Here is a 15,929-nt window from a genome sequence, read left to right as displayed (position 1 = left end):
TCAACCGGCACGGGAGGGAGCGAGGCTCCGCCACAGAAATCCCCTGCCCGTTTACATCAATGACGCAAACTGCGAGTTTCATATGATGATAGAACTTGTCCGTACCAACGATGCCGTGATCATCTCCTTCGTCGAATCGCTGATGCGCGACGCCGGTATCGCCTGCTTTGTCGCCGATCAGAATATGAGCATTCTCGAAGGGTCGATCGGTCTTTTGCAGAAGCGCGTCATGGTCGACGCCGACCAGGCCGATGCCGCACGTCGCATCCTCAGGGATGCCGGCATCGCCAACGAGATCCGCACAACATAATGTCGGCCGCGCCAGCCGCCCCTGCCCTTGACACCCTTGGCCCGGACACGCCGGCCCATACGGTCGATGCCTTCCATCGCGGCCGGTTCTGGCTGGTGCAGCCCAAGCATGGCGGCCACCGCGCCGGCATGGATGCGATGATGCTTGCGGCGTCGGTGCCGTCCGTCTTTGGCGGACGTCTCGCCGATTTCGGCGCCGGCGCCGGCGCTGCCGGCCTGGCGGTGCTGTCGCGCTGCCCGGCTGCCCAGGCCGTTCTGGTCGAACGCGCGCCGGAAATGGCCGCCTTCGCGTCGGCCACCCTTGCTCACCCCGGCAATGCGCATCTCAGCGATCGCGCATCCGTGCTCGTCGCCGACGTCACGGTTTCAGGCCAGGCCCGGGTGGCGGTCGGTCTGGCCGACAATGATTTCGACTTCGTCATCATGAACCCGCCCTTCAACGCCGCCCGGGACCGCGCCACGCCGGACCGGCTGCGAAAGGAAGCCCATGTCATGGAGGACGGGCTGTTCGAAAGCTGGATCCGCAGTGCGGCGGCGGTGGTCAGGCCGCGCGGCGGGCTTGCCGTCATCGCGCGTCCCGAACAGCTCGGCGCCATTCTCGACGCGATGTCGGGCCGTTTCGGCGATGCCGAGATGCTGGCCGTGCACCCTCGCCCCGACGCAGCGGCGATCCGTATCATCGTGCGGGCAGCGCTCGGTGCGCGGGGAAAGCTCGCCATCCGTCCGCCTTTGATGCTGCACGCGCAATCGGGCAACGGCCCCGACGAGCGAAGCGAAATGATTGCCAACGGTCTCGCCTCGCTGTTTGGAGATTGAGCTATTCTTGGCCGCCGCATTGCCGTTGGCCGGGAAATCCCTACATGCCTGCAACCCATCGACCGGAGACCACGCCCTCGTGAAACGCCTTTTCAACCGCCTGCTGCCGAAATCCTGGCGCTCCACCGTCGTCACCATTCCGGTCATCCGGCTGCATGGCACGATCATGGCCGGCGGTCAGTTCCGGCAGAATCTGTCGCTGGCCTCGACGGCCGGCCTCATCGAAAAGGCGTTTTCCTTCGATGCGCCGGCGGTCGCCATCTCGATCAATTCGCCCGGCGGCTCGCCGGTGCAGTCGCGGCTGATCTTCAAGCGCATCCGCGACCTGGCGGTTGAAAAGAACAAAAAGGTGCTGATCTTCGTCGAGGATGTCGCGGCCTCGGGCGGCTACATGATCGCGGTCGCCGGCGACGAGATTTTTGCCGATCCTTCCTCCATCGTCGGCTCCATCGGCGTGGTCTCGGCCTCGTTCGGCTTTCCCGAACTGATGAAGAAGATCGGCGTCGAACGCCGTGTCCACACCGCCGGCCAGAACAAGGCGGTGCTCGATCCGTTCAAGCCCGAGAAGAAGGAGGACGTCGAGCGGCTGAAGGCGCTGCAGCTGGAGGTGCATGAAACCTTCATCGATCTGGTCAAGGAGCGGCGCGGCACGAAGCTGAAGGACGATCCAGATCTGTTCACCGGCCTGTTCTGGACCGGCAAGAAGGGTCTGGAGCTCGGCCTCGTCGATGCGCTCGGCGACATGCGCACGGTGCTGAAGACCCGGTTCGGCGCGAAGACCCAGCTCAGGCTGATCACCGCGCCGCGCGGTTTCCTCGGCCGTTTCGGCCTGTTCGGCTCGAGCAAGGGCTTTTCAGCGCCCGATATCGCCGCCGCTGCCGCCAGCGGCGTCATCGATGCGGCGGAAGAGCGCGCATTGTGGGCTCGCTTCGGGCTTTGAAAACCGCGCAAAAGCGTCTAGCATGAAGGTTTGAAGTCCTATGCATGCCGTTTTCCCAACACCGGACACAGTTTTGGGCGACATGCATCAACCGACCCGACCGGCCGCCTTCGCCGGCCCAGCGTGGTAGGAGTTGTGACATGCCGCAGATCATCTTCTTCGCCGTCGTTGGCGCCGCCGCCTATTTCGGCTACCGCACCTTCATCCGGGAAGCGGAGCGTGTGACGGCCAAGGTACGGCGCACCGAAAAGCAGGCGGCCAATGGCGCGATGGGAACGCTGGTCAAGGACCCGAAGACCGGCGAATACCGGCTGGCCAAGGACTGAGCATCATCCCCCATACGACTGACGCCGTGGACACCGAGATCGGTTCGCGCACCTGGCACGCGCACGCCAAGATCAATCTGGCGCTGCATGTCACCGGCAGGCGTGCTGACGGCTATCACCTGATCGAAAGCCTGGCGGTGTTCACGCGCTTCGGCGACAGGGTCGAGATCGCGCTCGCCGATAGCGACGATTTCGCCGTGTCCGGCCGCTACGCGCCAGCGGTTCCCCTCGACGCCAGCAATCTTGTGCTCAAGGCGCGCGATGCCTTGCGGCGAGAGGTTGGCTCCGGGCGAACTCCGCCCGTCTCGATAAAGCTGGAAAAGAACCTGCCGGTTGCCTCCGGCGTCGGCGGCGGGTCGAGCGATGCGGCGGCCGTGTTGCGCGGACTGGCGCAGGCATGGGCCCCGGATATGGACGACGCCGGCCTGGCGCGGATCGGCCTTTCGCTTGGCGCCGACGTGCCGATGTGTCTGGCGGCAAAGCCGCTGGTGGCGCGCGGCATTGGTGACGAGTTGTCGATGGTGCCGGACTTTTCGGCGCTGGGACTGGTGCTGGTCAATCCGGGCACGCCGGTCTCGACGGCGGATGTCTTCGCGGCCCTGTCCCGCCGCGACAACGAGCCCCTGCCGCCGCTGCCGCGCAGCATCGATTTCCATAGCCTGCGCAACTGGCTGGAGATTACCCGCAATGATCTGGAGCCAGCTGCGCTTGCGCTGCAGCCCGCCATAGGCCGCGCGCTGTCATGGCTTGATAAGGCCGGATCAGGCTTTTCACGCATGTCGGGATCAGGCGCGACCTGTTTCGGCCTGTTCGAGACCGGCAATGTCGCCAAGCGCGCGGCGGCCGAAATCCGCAGCCGCCAGCCCGACTGGTTCGTCGCGGCGACGCGCAGCATGTCATCGGAGGCTGAGTGAAATGGCTGGGATCAACGAGAGCCGTTCGTTCGTTCCGGTGCGTATCGCGGTGCTGACGGTTTCGGACACGCGCAGCCTTGCCGACGACAAATCCGGCCAGACGCTGGCCAACCGCATCACCGAGGCCGGCCACATACTGGCCGCCCGCGATATCGTCACCGACGACCGCGACAAAATCCGCCATACGGTGCTGGCGTGGTCGCGCGACAAGGCCATCGATGTCGTCATCACCACCGGCGGCACCGGCTTTACCGGGCGCGACGTGACGCCGGAGGCGCTGGAGCCGATCTTCGAAAAGCGCATGGATGGCTTTTCCGAAGTGTTCCACCGCATTTCCTACGACAAGATCGGCACGTCGACGATCCAGAGCCGGGCAACCGGCGGCGTCGTCAACGCCACTTTCGTCTTCGTGCTGCCGGGCTCGCCCGGCGCCTGCAAGGATGCCTGGGACGGCATCCTCAAGGCGCAGCTCGACTACCGCCACACGCCCTGCAACTTCGTCGAGATCATGCCGCGCCTGGACGAGCATCTGCGGCGCGGAAAGTAATACGCGAAATTGCACTTCCAACAGTCAGCCTTCAGCGGATCACCGGCTCGCCATGAAAGCGCCGGCGCGAGGGGCGTGAAACGCCGAAGCCGACTTCCATCATCAGCCGCGGCGTGCGCGCCGGCACGGTGCCCATGTGGAAGCCGAAAGGGTCCTCGACGAAGCCGAGGCCGGCTTCGCCGGTCAGCGTTACCGGACTTTGCTCGCCATAGACGCCCAGCACCTCCTGGGCGGGATGGCCGACCAACAGGGTGAGCTGGTGCTTGATGGCGCGGCGCCTGTGGCTGCCCCTGACATAGACATGCGGCCCGGTGTCGGCGTCGACCGGCTTGAGGTAGAAGAAGAACTTCAGCATGCGCCAGTCGTCGAGGTCGAAGTGATACTTGCCGAGCGAGGCAAGGTTCTTGTCGGCGTCCGAGGCTTCGCCGGTCGGAAAGCTCCACCAGACGCGCGTCGTGATCAGTTTCGCCTGAGCGCCGAGATAGTGCGCGGCAATGTCGAGAAGCAGCGGATCGCGCTGTACGGCGAGTGCGGCCGGGCAGTCGAGGATGCGCTCGAAATAGTGCCCGCTGAGCAGAGAGCGGCCGAGGCGTTTTTTGGCCTGCGCATGGTCGCCCGGCATGAATTCGAGGCGGCGGTCGAAATTGCCGAAGCAAGGCGTGCGCGCCGCGAAATCCGCGATCTCTTCATGGATCGCCGGCGGCAGGACCAGGCCTGAAAACAGGCCGTCGGAACGCAACGCATCGACCACCGCCGCCCGCGCGACACCGGAAAACATCGTATCCCCGACATTGTCGGCAGGACGCGCGCGCTTTGCGCCCAGCCAATGCATCCGGCGCCCAGGCATGGTGCGCGCGAGCATGAACATCGGCAACCAGGCAGGGTTTTCGCGCAGGTCCGTGAGATAGGTCGGAATGCGCACGGCAATGCGCCGCAGCAGGCTGCCGTTGCGCGCAATCGCCTCGAGACTGGCGGCTCCGGATTCGTCAGGCGTTGAAAGGGTCATCGGGTCCTCTTCCATGAGGGTGACACCGATGCCGCATCGGTGCCCACCACTCGCATGACCCAAACCCAATTCACCCACCTCGGGGAAGGCTAACCTCGCGTCAGATTTTGTGCAATGCACAATAAACAGAGCAGGTGCAAAAAATCACTTCGGCGCCCGGGGCTGCTGCTTGGGCGGCGCCACCCAGATCTCGGCTTCGAGCTTCTTCGTCGCCAGGCCACGCGCCAGCGCCTCGGCGCTGCCGGCGTTTTTCGACAGGGACGCCGCCTGGCGCTTGCTGATCACCAGCCCGTCGGCGAGCGCGCGGTTTCCCGAAAAGACCCGGGCGAGGAACGGCGCGCGGCTGCCGCGCGCGCGAGAAAACCGTGCCGCCATGGTTTGCCTCGCCGTGTGGGCGACGACCGCGTCGATCCAGCCCTCCACCAGCCGCGCGCCCGGCTCCAGCAACAGCAGCCAATCGCCCTTGGCCTGCCTTATCCCGGCGGCGATGCCGCCGCTTGCTACGTAGTGGCAGCCAGCATGCTCGGCGACATGATGCGTCTGGTCGGTGGAGCCGGTGTCGCAGACGATGACGTCGCGCACCACGCCCTCCACCGCGCCGCCAATCAGCGAGCCGAGCGTACGGGCGAGAGCCTCCTCGTCATTGCGGGTTTCGATGAGAACACTGAGCATATTTAGCCGAATAGCGGAAAGCCGCGCACAGCGCCAGTTTTTGCGGCGCAGCATAAAAAGTTCTTGCTTTGTTCTCATCGGCAAAATAGGAATAATTTCATGAGCAGAGCGATTCGAAACAACATGGACAGTCCCTGGGAGCGGGCCAAGATGGAACCGATCGTGCGCGCCGACATTGCAGCCTTCGGGGCAGGGCGAGCCGAAATGGCCAATGCGATGATCGAGCAGAGTGGCATGCGCATCCGTCCGGACCGCAACCGCGGACGGTCGGCGGGCATCAATCCGTCCGGCCGCTTCGAACCGGTCAGCCGGCATGTGTTCGACGATGGCTGGAGTTCGCTGGAGGAACTGCCGCCGTTCAAGACCGAGGTGCAGGTGGAGAAGCCGCGCACCATCATCACCCGCAACGAATCGCCCGACATCTCCTTCGACCGGTCGATCAACCCCTATCGCGGCTGTGAACATGGCTGCGTCTATTGTTTCGCGCGGCCGACGCATGCGTTCATGGGCCTGTCGCCGGGGCTGGATTTCGAATCCAAGCTGTTCGCCAAGCCGGATGCGGCGCGGCTGCTTGACAAGGAACTGTCGAAGGACGGCTACCAGCCGCGCACCATCGCCATCGGCACCAACACCGATCCCTACCAGCCGATCGAGAAACAGTACCGGATCATGCGCGAGATCCTGGAAGTGCTGGAAGCGCGCGGCCATCCGGTCGGCATCGTCACCAAATCCGCTCTGGTGACGCGCGACATCGACATATTGTCGCGCATGGCCGAACGCGGGCTGGCCAAGGTGGCGCTGTCGGTGACGACAATGGACCGCATACTGGCCAGGACGATGGAGCCCCGCGCGTCGACGCCGACCAAGCGGCTCGAAGCGATCCGGCAGCTTTCTGACGCCGGCATTCCGGCTTCGGTCATGGTGGCGCCGATCATCCCCGGCCTCACCGACCAGGAGATGGAGCGGATCCTCGATTCGGCGTACGCCGCCGGTGCGCGCGAGGCAGGTTACGTCGTGCTGCGTCTGCCGCTGGAGGTCAGCCCGATCTTCAAGGACTGGCTGCTGCGCCACTATCCCGACCGTTACCGCCACGTGATGTCGCTGATCCGCTCGATGCGCGACGGCAAGGATTACGATTCGGAATGGGGCAAGCGCATGAAGGGCGCTGGACCCTACGCCTGGCAGATCGGCCGCCGCTTCGAAATCACCGCCAAGCGGCTTGGCCTCAACACCGAACGGCGCACGCTGCGCACCGACCAGTTCGTCGCCGCCGGAAAGGACCAGGAGCAGCTGATGCTGCTGTGAGACTGCAATTCGCCGCGGCGGTTTGAGCTGCCACGGCGCACAAAATCCCGTCCGGCCTGCCCCGGCCTGCAGACGGTGCCCTCCCGGTCCGGCGCCCCACCCGACCCGGAGGGACTTGCGGAGAATCGGAGCCGATGCGAACCTCGCCGCAACATGGCTCGCGCGCGTTCCGATTCTCCGCTTCTCTTCGAAATCGTCGAGAAACCCGATTTCTCCTTCGAGACGAAGGCGATGGCTGATGGGCTTTGGCCAGTCGCGGGGATGGACGAGGCTGGCCGCGGTCCTCTGGCCGGGCCGGTGGTCGCCGCGGCTGTGGTGCTCGATCCTGCCAACATCCCCGAAGGCCTCGACGATTCCAAACGGCTCAGCCATTTGCAGCGCGAAGCACTGTTCCTGCGCATCCTCGGCTCCGCGCAAGCGGTCTCGATGGCCTCGATCAGCGCCGAGGGCATCGACGGCAGCAATATCCTCAAGGCCAGCCTCGAGGCGATGCGCCGCGCTCTGGTCGGGCTGTCGGTTCGACCGAAGCTCGCGCTTGCCGACGGACGCGACGTGCCGCCTGGATTACCCTGCGACGGCCGCGCCTTGATCAAGGGCGACCAGCGCTCGCAATCGATCGCCGCCGCCTCCATCGTCGCCAAGGTGATGCGCGACCGCATGATGTGCGGCTGCGGCAGCTACCACGACCGCTACGGCTTCGAGGTCCATATGGGCTATGCCACGGCCCGCCACCGCACGGCGATCGAGGCGCATGGCCCGGTTGCACGGCTGCACCGCGTGTCGTTCGCGCCGTTCAGGCTGGGCGGGGCGGAAGTGACCGAAGAAGAGAGCTTCGCAGAGCTCGATTGAGCAAACTGGCCGAGTGGGCGATCTCCGCTCTCGTTCGGAGATCGATAGCGTTGACCTCAGCGCTGAAACAAAAAAGCCGCCAGGTTGCCCCGGCGGCTTTCTGATTTCCAAATGTTGTCAGCCTAGTTCAGCTTGGCCTTCACATCCGCGAGCGAAGCCTTGAACAGGTCGGCTCCGGCCTTGACGTCGACCTTCGCGGCGAGCAGCGCGCGGGCGGCTTCGACGGCGATGTCGACGGCACTGGCGCGCACCTCGGCGACCGCATCACGCTCTGCCTGACCGATCTTCTGCTCGGCAAGTGCCGTGCGCCGGGCAACATAGTCTTCGGTCTTCTTGTGCGCTTCGGTGGCGAGCATTTCGGCCTCGCGCTTGGCGGCCGCGACGATGTCGGCAGCCTCCTGCTCGGCTTCCTTGCGCTTCTTCTTGTACTGGCCGAGCAGTTGCTGGGCCTCGTCGCGCAGTTTGCGGGCCTCATCGAGTTCGCTGCTGATCCTGGCAGCGCGGGCGTCGAGCGCCTTGGCGATCAGGCCGGGCACCTTGATGTAGATGGCGACGCCCAGGAAGATGATAAGGGCAATCGTGGCCCAAAGCGTTGCGAGAGATGTAGCGTCCATGATGCGCTCCTCACCGGCCCACGGATTTGACCGCGGCCGCGATCTCGGCCTTGCTGGCCTTGCCGCCGACCAGGGCCTCGACGATCGCCGAAGCAGTGTCCTCGGCAATGCTGCCGACTTCCTTCATGGCGTTGGCCTTGATGGAAGAAATGCGCGCCTCGGCTTCGCCAAGCTTCTCGTCGAGCGCGGCCTCGATCTTCTTGCGTGCGGTCTCGGCTTCCGCCTTGGCAGCATCGGCGGCCTGCTGGCCGATCGAGCTGGCGTTCTTCTTGGCTTCCGCCAGTTCCTGCTCGTAGGCAGCAACGGCGGCGTCGGCCTCGCCCTTCAACTTCGCTGCCTGATCGAGGTCCTGGCTGATGCGATCGTTGCGGACATCGATGATGCCGCCGACGCGCGGCACCACGACCCGCTTCAGGAAGAGGTAGAACAGCCCAAAAGTGATCGCCAGCCATAGAAGCTGCGACGGGAAAGTCGCAGGATCGAAGGGCGGAAATGCGCCATGCGCTTCGGCAGGCACGCTGGTACCGGAGTGCGTATCGGCTCCGGTCGCGGCGTGGCTGGTATCGGCTGATGGCGCGGACTCTTGCGCGAAGGCAGATGTCACGAACATGGACTATCCCCAGATATCAGGCCCGCCGCTCGCGCGGCCGGCCTGTCCAATCTTCCCAAAGCCTGGCTCAGCCGAACAGGGCCAGCAGCGCAATGAGAAGCGAGAAGATGCCCAGAGCTTCGGTCACGGCGAAGCCGAAGATCAGGCGGCCGAACTGGCCATCAGCAGCCGACGGGTTGCGCAGCGCGCCCGACAGGTAGCTGCCGAAGATGTTGCCCAGGCCAATGCCTGCGCCACCCATGCCCAGGCAAGCGATGCCGGCGCCGATGTACTTTGCTGCTTCTGCGTCCATTTGTTCAACTCCTTTGGATCTGAAATTCCGTTGCGTTTCCATCCGGCGCCGACGTCGTTGGGCCGGAAACTTTTCCTCAATGCCCGGGATGCAGGGCGTCGTTGAGATACATGCAGGTCAACACCGCGAAGACGTAGGCCTGCAGGAAGGCGACCAGCAATTCAAGCGCCGTCAGCGCCACCGCCATGGCCAGCGGCAGGACCGAGCCCGCGACGCCGACCGCGCCGAGAGCGGATAGGCTGACGACGAAGCCCGAAAACACCTTCAGCGTGATGTGACCGGCAAGCATGTTGGCGAACAGACGAACCGAGAGGCTGACCGGCCGCGAGACGAAGGAGATGACTTCGATCAGCACCACCAGCGGCAGCAAGAACACCGGCACGCCATGCGGCACGAAGAGTTTCAGGAAGCCGAGACCGTGCTTCATGAAGCCATAGACCACCACGGTTCCGATCACCAAGGCGGCGAGGCCGAAGGTGACGATGATGTGGCTGGTGACGGTGAAGAAATAGGGGAACAGGCCGAGCAGATTGGCGACCAGCACGAACATGAACAGCGAGAACACGAAGGGGAAGAACTTCATGCCCTGCGTGCCGGCGGCATCGCGCAGCATGTTGCCGACGAATTCATAGGCCATCTCGGAGATCGACTGCAGGCGGCCGGGAACCAGGCTGCGGCTCGATGTCGTGAGGAACAGGAACGCGGCGGCGACGACCACGGTCGCGACCATGAACAATGCCGAATTCGTGAAGGACAGGTCGTAGCCGCCGATGTTAATCGGAACCAGCTTGATGATATGGAACTGGTGGATCGGATCGACCTTGTCAGCTGCCACGTTCTAACCCCGTCAATGCCGCGTACGGCCAAATTACCATTGCCGCACGAGGGCGGCTATTTCCGAATGCCGCCTGAAGGGCGGTCATTTGCTGTCGTCCCGGCCAGAGCGCGATTTATCGCCCTGTCCGAATTCTGCCACAACGCCCGCTGAACGCATGACATTGAGCACGCCGGCGCCAAAACCAAGCAGCAGGAAAACGATCAGACCCCACGGCGATGTCCCCGCCATACGGTCGATGATCCAGCCGATGCCGGCGCCCACCACCACACCAGCGATAAATTCACTGGAGAGTTTGACCGCCTGGCCATATCCGGCCGCACTGCCCGCTTTCGCGTCGTCTTTCCCCTCGAGCCGGTTCGGCAGCCTTGTCGCAAGCGATGCTTCAAGTTCACGCCGACGTCGCTCAAGATCGTCGTCGCGGATGTCAGGTTCATGCTGCTTGCCGCGGCCGGTTTCTCCGGTTCCGTCTGGCCTGCTTTTATCGGCCATCGCAACCCCCCTGCCCGGTCAGACCGTCACCGTCCGTCCGCTTCTAAAGTCGCCGGCAACATAGTTAGAGGGTTTGCGCCCGTCAAGCCACGGGCGGAAGATCATTGCCATGTATTTTAAGCAATAAAATCAATTAATTAGTGAGGTGCGACATCGTGCCCGTCGCGATGATGGGGATGTGCCGTGCGAATCCTCTCGGCAATGGCTCCCTGATCGAGCCTGTGGCCGATGGAAAAGACCATCGGCCGGCGAGCTCTCAACTCCAGCCGCCGCCATAGGTGCGGTAGAAGATATGCAGGCCGATCTTGGTCATCTTCTGCATGGTGCGCGCCCAGCCCGGATGGACATATTGGGCATAGTAGTGGGTCGACGATCCGACCTCGGGAATGAATATCTTGCCGGCGGTGACGGCCATGGCGATGTCCTGCGCGGTCTTGTAGGCGGCCGGGCTTTCGATGCGCTTCTTTCGGCCGTCGCAGGCGAAGGAGAACTGGCAGCGGTTGAACCAGCTGTCATTCTGGTAGACCACGCCGCAGATCGAATTGGGATAGGCCGGGTTGCGCACGCGGTTGAGGATGACCTGGGCAACGGCGGCCTGGCCGCGCACGGATTCGCTCCGCGCCTCGAAATAGATGCCATTGGCCAGGCACTTTTGCTCAGGCTTGGAGAAGACGCTGGCCGGAAGCGGGTTCTGGATCCATGAATGGTCGCCCTTGGCCATAGGCGGAATAAAGCGGCCGCTATTGGGCTGCTCATCCTGCAGCAGAGCTTCGAAGGGCGAGGCCTTGGCATAGTCCGGCTCGGATTGCGCGTAGGCCGTCGCCAGAACATCCGGATGATCGTTGTTGACCAAAGCGGCAAGCATGGCCGGCACGCCGGGATCCGGCTTCTTGTCCTCACGCGCGTGGAATTCCGCGGCGATCTGGATTTCCTTGCCTTTGATCTGCGGCTTGGCGAAAGCCATCTTCAGGCCGCCGTCCATGCTCGGCCGCATCAAGGAAGAGGTCCGCTGGAAGATCGAACCGGCGTTGAAGTTTTTCGGCGGCGCAACGGGAGACACCTGGACGATGCGGCCTTTCTTGTCGGCGCGCACCACGCGGTCCTCGTCGGGCGAGCCACTGACCTTGCCGCCCTTGCCGCGAAACGACACGTTGCCGACGCCAGCCAGATGAATGCCCGATCCGGAGATCGAGCCGGTGACGTCGGAATCGACAAAGGGCATCTCGGCGGCATGGGTCGAACCGGCGACGGATCTCTCGACATAGGAATTCCAGCGCGCGGTCGGCGATTCGAGGCCGGAGACGAGACTGGTCATGTCCTGATAGGCGGCAACGGTCGGGAAGCCGATCCAGATGCCGAGGCCGATGATGAAAGGAGACACAAAATTGCGTTTCTTCTCACCGGCGGCGGCGACAAGCCGCTTCAAGACGCGTCGATGCACGGAACTCTCTCCAGGAACGCTACTGACCCCACTGGAGAGCAAAATGATGCATTAACCTTGATGGGACGTTAACGGGATCGATCGGGTTTTCTCAGTCGGCTCAAGGTCGTGGTTTCGAAGTCGGGCGGTTTTACGGCCGGAGCGTTCAGGCGGGTCGCAGGAAGACCGGCCAGGCGATCAGCGCGCAGACGGCAGCCGACAGCCAGACACCGGACCAGGACCAGAGGTGCAGCAACCCCGGAATGGCCACCGGCACAAGGAAGAAGCCAACGAAGACAAAGGTGTTAGCCAGGCTGAGCGCGGTTCCGACATGGCCGGCGCCGGCAAGCGTGGCAAGCTCGGTATAGGCGACACCATGCCAGGCGGAGACCGAGATGCCCGCGACAATCAACACCAAGGGAAGGACGGCGATCAGAAAGGACTGGCCGCCCGGCAATGCGGGGCTGGTCAGGACCATCAGCCAAAGCACAGAGAAGGCCAACCCGCTGAGCGCACCGCACGAGCGCAGAAACTGGCGACGGTTGCCATGGCGGTCGGTGAAGCCGCCGCTCCAGACGCGCATGACCATGGCGCCGATCTGCACGGCTGCGAGGCTCGCGCTGATCGCCGCCGTCCCCAGCCCGACGAAGTCGTGCAGGAACACCGATGCGAAAGTAAGCACCGCCACTTGCGGGAAGCAGAGCAGGCCGATGGCGGTGGCGATGCGCCAGACCTCGATGTTGCGCAGCGGCGCCGGTCCGGCCACGGCGGACGTAACGACGTGACCCGTCGTTGGCGGTTCGTGCAGCCAGCGCCAGGCAAACAGCGCGGAGAGAGCGGAGGCGCCGGCCAGCAGCGCGAACACCGCAGAAAAGCCGAAAGCAAGCGCAAGCGACGGCAGGACAAGCGCGCCGAGACCGCCGCCGAGTGGCACCGCCGTCTGCCTTATGCTCATGGCGAAACCGCGCTCGTTTTCCCGGAACCAGCCCATGATGGCGCGGCCGCTCGAGCCGTTGACGCTGCCGCCGAGCAGTCCGGTGAGGAGCAGGCTTGCCGACAGGAGCATGACATCGGGAACGCCCGACCTTGTCGGCACAACGAGCATGGCCATGGCAAGGAGCCAGGCCGCCGTCGCGCCAAGCCCGATCAGGAGCACGCGGCGATCGCCCCAGCGATCCGTGAGCAAGCCCCAGGGCAATTCGCTGAGCGCAACGCCCAAGCCGAGAAGGCCGAGTGCCAGGCCAAGTTCGGCATTGCTTAGGTGGTAGCCCTGACGCAGCACGACCGCCGTTGCCGGTATGCCGGAGAAGGTGGCCGAGAAACTGGCGTTGGCGGCGACACCGATGCCCAGGACCTTCCAGCGGTGGCCGGGGCTGAACACCCTTCCGGCAGGGCCGGCAGCACTGCCTCCCAGCAATTTCTGCGTGTCTTTGTCGGTGCAGTCGAGGATGGCGGACATGGTTTCATTCCCGTGACGGCCCAGTCGCCTGGACCTTGACGGCATTTCTCTAACGCCATAGGTTTATCCTTAAAATCAGGAAGTTTTTGACTATCAATCCTGAAAAGCAGGACGTTTTCCATGCAACGCGTGACCTTCGACCTCGACGTTCTCCGCAGTTTTGTCACCGGCATGGAGCTGGGCAGCTTTGCCAAGGCCGCCGACCGGCTTGGCCGGTCGACCTCGGCGGTCAGCGCGCAATTGAAGAAACTGGAAGAGCAGGCAGCGACGCCGATCTTCCGCAAATCGGGGCGTGGGCTGGCCTTGACCGAGGCCGGTGAGACTATGCTCGGCTATGCGCGGCGGCTGCTCGAACTAAATGACGAGGCGGCGGCGGCCATCCACGATGTCGAACTGGAGGGCTGGGTGCGGCTCGGCCTGCAGGAGGATTTCGGCGAGGCGGTGCTGCCGGACGTGCTCGGCCGCTTCGCCCGCGCCCACCCCAAGGTCAAGATCGAGGCCAGGATCGCGCGCAGCCACGAGCTTGCCGAAAGGGTGATGTCAGGCAGCCTCGACCTCGCTCTCGCCTGGCACAGCGGCCAGACGCTGCCCTACAGCGAGCATGTCGCCGATGTTCCAATGCGCTGGATCGGCCCGGCAAAGCGCATCGAGACCAGTTTGCGCGACGGAGAACCGCTGCCGCTGGTGGCGCTCGAGGCGCCATGCCTGTTGCGCACGGTGGCGACGGAAACGCTCGACCGCGCCGGGCTGCCCTGGCGCATGGCCTTCTCCAGCCCGAGCCTTGGCGGCATATGGGCGGCTGTCGCGGCGGGGCTGGGGCTGACGATCCGCACCGATATCGGCCTGCCGGCCAGCGTCAGTGCGATGACGCCAGAGATTGCCGGTCTGCCGGCGCTGCCCAAGATGGCGTTGTTCCTGCACCGCCGGGATGCCGAACCCGAGCCGGTGGCGGCCCGCCTCGCCGACATATTGCTGGAGGCGGCACGGCAGGCCTTGCCGGGCAATGCGCGGACTGTGGGCTTGCGTGCGGTCGCCTGATCGGACGAGTACCGACGCTCAGTTGCGCTTCTTGGCCCGGCCGGCGAACGGATTGTCCGAGGTGCGCAGCGCGATGCGGATCGGCACGCCTGGCATGTCGAAGGCTTCGCGCAGGCTGTTGGAGAGATAGCGCACATAGGATTGCGGCATCGCATCCGGCCGCGAGCACTGGACCACAAAGCCCGGCGGCCGCGTCTTGGCCTGGGTGACGTACTTGACCTTCAGCCGGCGCCCGGCAACGGCGGGCGGCGGGTGATGCGCCAGTATGGCTTCCAGCCAGCGGTTGAGCTTGCCGGTTGAGACGCGGCTGTTCCAGACCTTGTGGGTCCGCAATACCGCATCCATCAGCTTGTCGAGGCCGCGCCCGGTCTCGGCCGAGACCGGCACCGCCTGGATGCCGCGCACCTGCGGCAGCAGCCGCTCGGTCTTCTCGCGCAGTTCCGCCAGAAGCTCCTGCGGATGATCGATCAGGTCCCATTTGTTGAAGGCGATCACCGGCGCCCTGCCCTCGCGGATGATCAAATCGGCGATCTGCAGATCCTGCTTCTCGAAGGGAATGGTGGCATCGAGCACGATGATAACGATCTCGGCGAAACGAATGGCGCGCAAGCCGTCCTGCACCGACATCACTTCCAGCTTTTCGTGGATCCTGGCCTTGCGGCGCATGCCGGCCGTGTCGAACAGCTTCAGCCGACGGCCATGCCAATCCCAGTCGACGGAGATCGAATCGCGGGTGATGCCGGCTTCCGGTCCGGTCAAAAGCCGCTCCTCGCCGATCAGCGCATTGATCAGCGTCGACTTGCCGGCATTCGGGCGGCCGACGACAGCGATGCGCATCGGCTTGGTGTCGTCGTAGGTGTGCACATCCTCGGCGTCAGGGTCGGCAATGTCCTCGCCGATCAGCACCTCGGTGGCGGCGATCTCGTCGTCTTCGCCCTCTTCGTCTTCGCCGAAGGCGCGCGCCTCGCCGATCGCCGCGATCACAGCATCGCGCAGATCGGGCATGCCCTGGCCATGTTCGGCCGAAACCGGGATCGGTTCTCCCAGCCCGAGTTCCCAGGCCTCCAGCATGCCGCCCTGCGCGCCCTTGGCCTCGGCCTTGTTGGCGACCAGCACCACCGGCTTGCCGGACTTGCGCACGATCTCGGCGAAGGTCCTGTCGTCGGGCAGCAGGCCGGACTTGGCGTCGATGGTGAAGAAGATCAGGTCGGCTTCGTGGATAGCGATCTCGGTCTGCGCGCGCATGCGGCCGGGCAAGGTCGATGCGCCGGCGTCCTCGAAACCAGCTGTGTCGATGACATCGAAATGCAGATCGTAAAGCTTGGCGGCATGGACGCGACGGTCGCGGGTGACGCCCGGCGTGTCGTCGACAAGCGCCAGCTTCCTTCCCACCAGCCGATTGAAAAGGGTCGATTTGCCGACGTTAGGTCTGCCGATGATGGCGACTTTGAAGGTCATACGGTCCTACAATCATGCATGTCGTTG

19 protein-coding genes are annotated in these 15,929 nt (G+C 64.3%); 9 read left to right on the top strand and 10 right to left on the bottom strand.

Going from position 1 to position 15,929, the window contains the following annotated elements; all coding sequences use genetic code 11:
• Positions 1-85 precede the first annotated feature (85 nt).
• From ACVILI_RS13095 to moaB, 6 genes are all read left to right on the top strand, one after another.
• Entirely contained in the window at positions 86-310 is a 225-nt protein-coding gene (locus ACVILI_RS13095; RefSeq protein WP_038652321.1) for a putative signal transducing protein, read from the top strand.
• Positions 310-1,125, top strand: a complete 816-nt coding sequence (locus tag ACVILI_RS13090) for a tRNA1(Val) (adenine(37)-N6)-methyltransferase (protein WP_019856935.1) — start codon at positions 310-312, stop codon at positions 1,123-1,125. The genes ACVILI_RS13095 and ACVILI_RS13090 overlap by 1 nt, the downstream gene beginning before the upstream one ends.
• A gap of 79 nt (positions 1,126-1,204) precedes the next feature.
• The gene (locus ACVILI_RS13085; RefSeq protein ID WP_019856934.1) at positions 1,205-2,065 is read left to right on the top strand and encodes a S49 family peptidase; all 861 of its coding nucleotides are present in this window, start codon (positions 1,205-1,207) and stop codon (positions 2,063-2,065) included.
• A gap of 140 nt (positions 2,066-2,205) precedes the next feature.
• Complete coding sequence (locus tag ACVILI_RS13080) at positions 2,206-2,391, top strand: membrane protein (protein WP_019856933.1); 186 nt, start codon at positions 2,206-2,208, stop codon at positions 2,389-2,391.
• A gap of 26 nt (positions 2,392-2,417) precedes the next feature.
• A complete protein-coding gene (locus tag ACVILI_RS13075; protein WP_038645353.1) occupies positions 2,418-3,305 on the top strand; it encodes a 4-(cytidine 5'-diphospho)-2-C-methyl-D-erythritol kinase in 888 nt (295 codons plus the stop codon).
• A 1-nt stretch (position 3,306) separates the two neighbouring features.
• Positions 3,307-3,852, top strand: coding sequence for a molybdenum cofactor biosynthesis protein B (moaB, locus tag ACVILI_RS13070; RefSeq protein ID WP_019856931.1), 546 nt, complete (start codon positions 3,307-3,309; stop codon positions 3,850-3,852).
• Positions 3,853-3,883: 31 nt separating this feature from the next.
• Here the strand turns inward: moaB and ACVILI_RS13065 are convergent, their stop codons facing one another.
• Positions 3,884-4,858 (bottom strand): hypothetical protein, encoded by a 975-nt coding sequence (locus ACVILI_RS13065; protein WP_038652318.1) that lies wholly within the window; start codon positions 4,856-4,858, stop codon positions 3,884-3,886.
• A 144-nt stretch (positions 4,859-5,002) separates the two neighbouring features.
• Positions 5,003-5,530 carry a glycosyltransferase gene (locus tag ACVILI_RS13060; protein ID WP_019856929.1) on the bottom strand — a complete coding sequence of 176 codons (528 nt, stop codon included), beginning with the start codon at positions 5,528-5,530 and terminating at the stop codon, positions 5,003-5,005.
• A gap of 150 nt (positions 5,531-5,680) precedes the next feature.
• On the opposite strand from ACVILI_RS13060, the gene ACVILI_RS13055 reads away from it, so the two are divergent.
• Together ACVILI_RS13055 and ACVILI_RS13050 are read left to right on the top strand one after the other, a co-directional pair.
• Complete coding sequence (locus ACVILI_RS13055) at positions 5,681-6,835, top strand: PA0069 family radical SAM protein (RefSeq protein WP_027046604.1); 1,155 nt, start codon at positions 5,681-5,683, stop codon at positions 6,833-6,835.
• Positions 6,836-6,988: 153 nt separating this feature from the next.
• Positions 6,989-7,684 carry a ribonuclease HII gene (locus ACVILI_RS13050; RefSeq protein ID WP_038645351.1) on the top strand — a complete coding sequence of 232 codons (696 nt, stop codon included), beginning with the start codon at positions 6,989-6,991 and terminating at the stop codon, positions 7,682-7,684.
• A gap of 122 nt (positions 7,685-7,806) precedes the next feature.
• Here ACVILI_RS13050 and ACVILI_RS13045 read toward each other — a convergent pair whose 3' ends face one another.
• The 7 genes from ACVILI_RS13045 to ACVILI_RS13015 form a co-directional block, all read right to left on the bottom strand.
• Complete coding sequence (locus ACVILI_RS13045) at positions 7,807-8,298, bottom strand: F0F1 ATP synthase subunit B (protein ID WP_019856926.1); 492 nt, start codon at positions 8,296-8,298, stop codon at positions 7,807-7,809.
• A 10-nt stretch (positions 8,299-8,308) separates the two neighbouring features.
• On the bottom strand, positions 8,309-8,908 hold the full coding sequence (locus ACVILI_RS13040) for a F0F1 ATP synthase subunit B (RefSeq protein ID WP_038645349.1): 600 nt from the start codon (positions 8,906-8,908) through the stop codon (positions 8,309-8,311).
• Between the two features lie 67 nt (positions 8,909-8,975).
• Positions 8,976-9,200 carry a F0F1 ATP synthase subunit C gene (locus ACVILI_RS13035; RefSeq protein WP_013896722.1) on the bottom strand — a complete coding sequence of 75 codons (225 nt, stop codon included), beginning with the start codon at positions 9,198-9,200 and terminating at the stop codon, positions 8,976-8,978.
• Between the two features lie 76 nt (positions 9,201-9,276).
• Positions 9,277-10,035 carry a F0F1 ATP synthase subunit A gene (locus ACVILI_RS13030; protein ID WP_019856924.1) on the bottom strand — a complete coding sequence of 253 codons (759 nt, stop codon included), beginning with the start codon at positions 10,033-10,035 and terminating at the stop codon, positions 9,277-9,279.
• 84 nt (positions 10,036-10,119) lie between these two features.
• On the bottom strand, positions 10,120-10,527 hold the full coding sequence (locus ACVILI_RS13025; RefSeq protein WP_010914825.1) for an AtpZ/AtpI family protein: 408 nt from the start codon (positions 10,525-10,527) through the stop codon (positions 10,120-10,122).
• Between the two features lie 256 nt (positions 10,528-10,783).
• Positions 10,784-11,968, bottom strand: coding sequence for a cell wall hydrolase (locus ACVILI_RS13020; protein WP_019856923.1), 1,185 nt, complete (start codon positions 11,966-11,968; stop codon positions 10,784-10,786).
• 145 nt (positions 11,969-12,113) lie between these two features.
• Complete coding sequence (locus ACVILI_RS13015; protein ID WP_038645337.1) at positions 12,114-13,406, bottom strand: MFS transporter; 1,293 nt, start codon at positions 13,404-13,406, stop codon at positions 12,114-12,116.
• 120 nt (positions 13,407-13,526) lie between these two features.
• On the opposite strand from ACVILI_RS13015, the gene ACVILI_RS13010 reads away from it, so the two are divergent.
• Positions 13,527-14,444 carry a LysR substrate-binding domain-containing protein gene (locus ACVILI_RS13010; protein WP_038645336.1) on the top strand — a complete coding sequence of 306 codons (918 nt, stop codon included), beginning with the start codon at positions 13,527-13,529 and terminating at the stop codon, positions 14,442-14,444.
• Between the two features lie 18 nt (positions 14,445-14,462).
• Here ACVILI_RS13010 and der read toward each other — a convergent pair whose 3' ends face one another.
• Positions 14,463-15,902: a ribosome biogenesis GTPase Der gene (gene der, locus ACVILI_RS13005; RefSeq protein WP_019856920.1), complete on the bottom strand. Its 1,440-nt coding sequence runs from the start codon at positions 15,900-15,902 to the stop codon at positions 14,463-14,465.
• Between the last annotated feature and the right edge of the window lie 27 nt (positions 15,903-15,929).

It is taken from the genome of Mesorhizobium sp. USDA 4775 (genome assembly GCF_054062655.1).
This window is presented reverse-complemented; position numbering and strand designations above follow the sequence as displayed.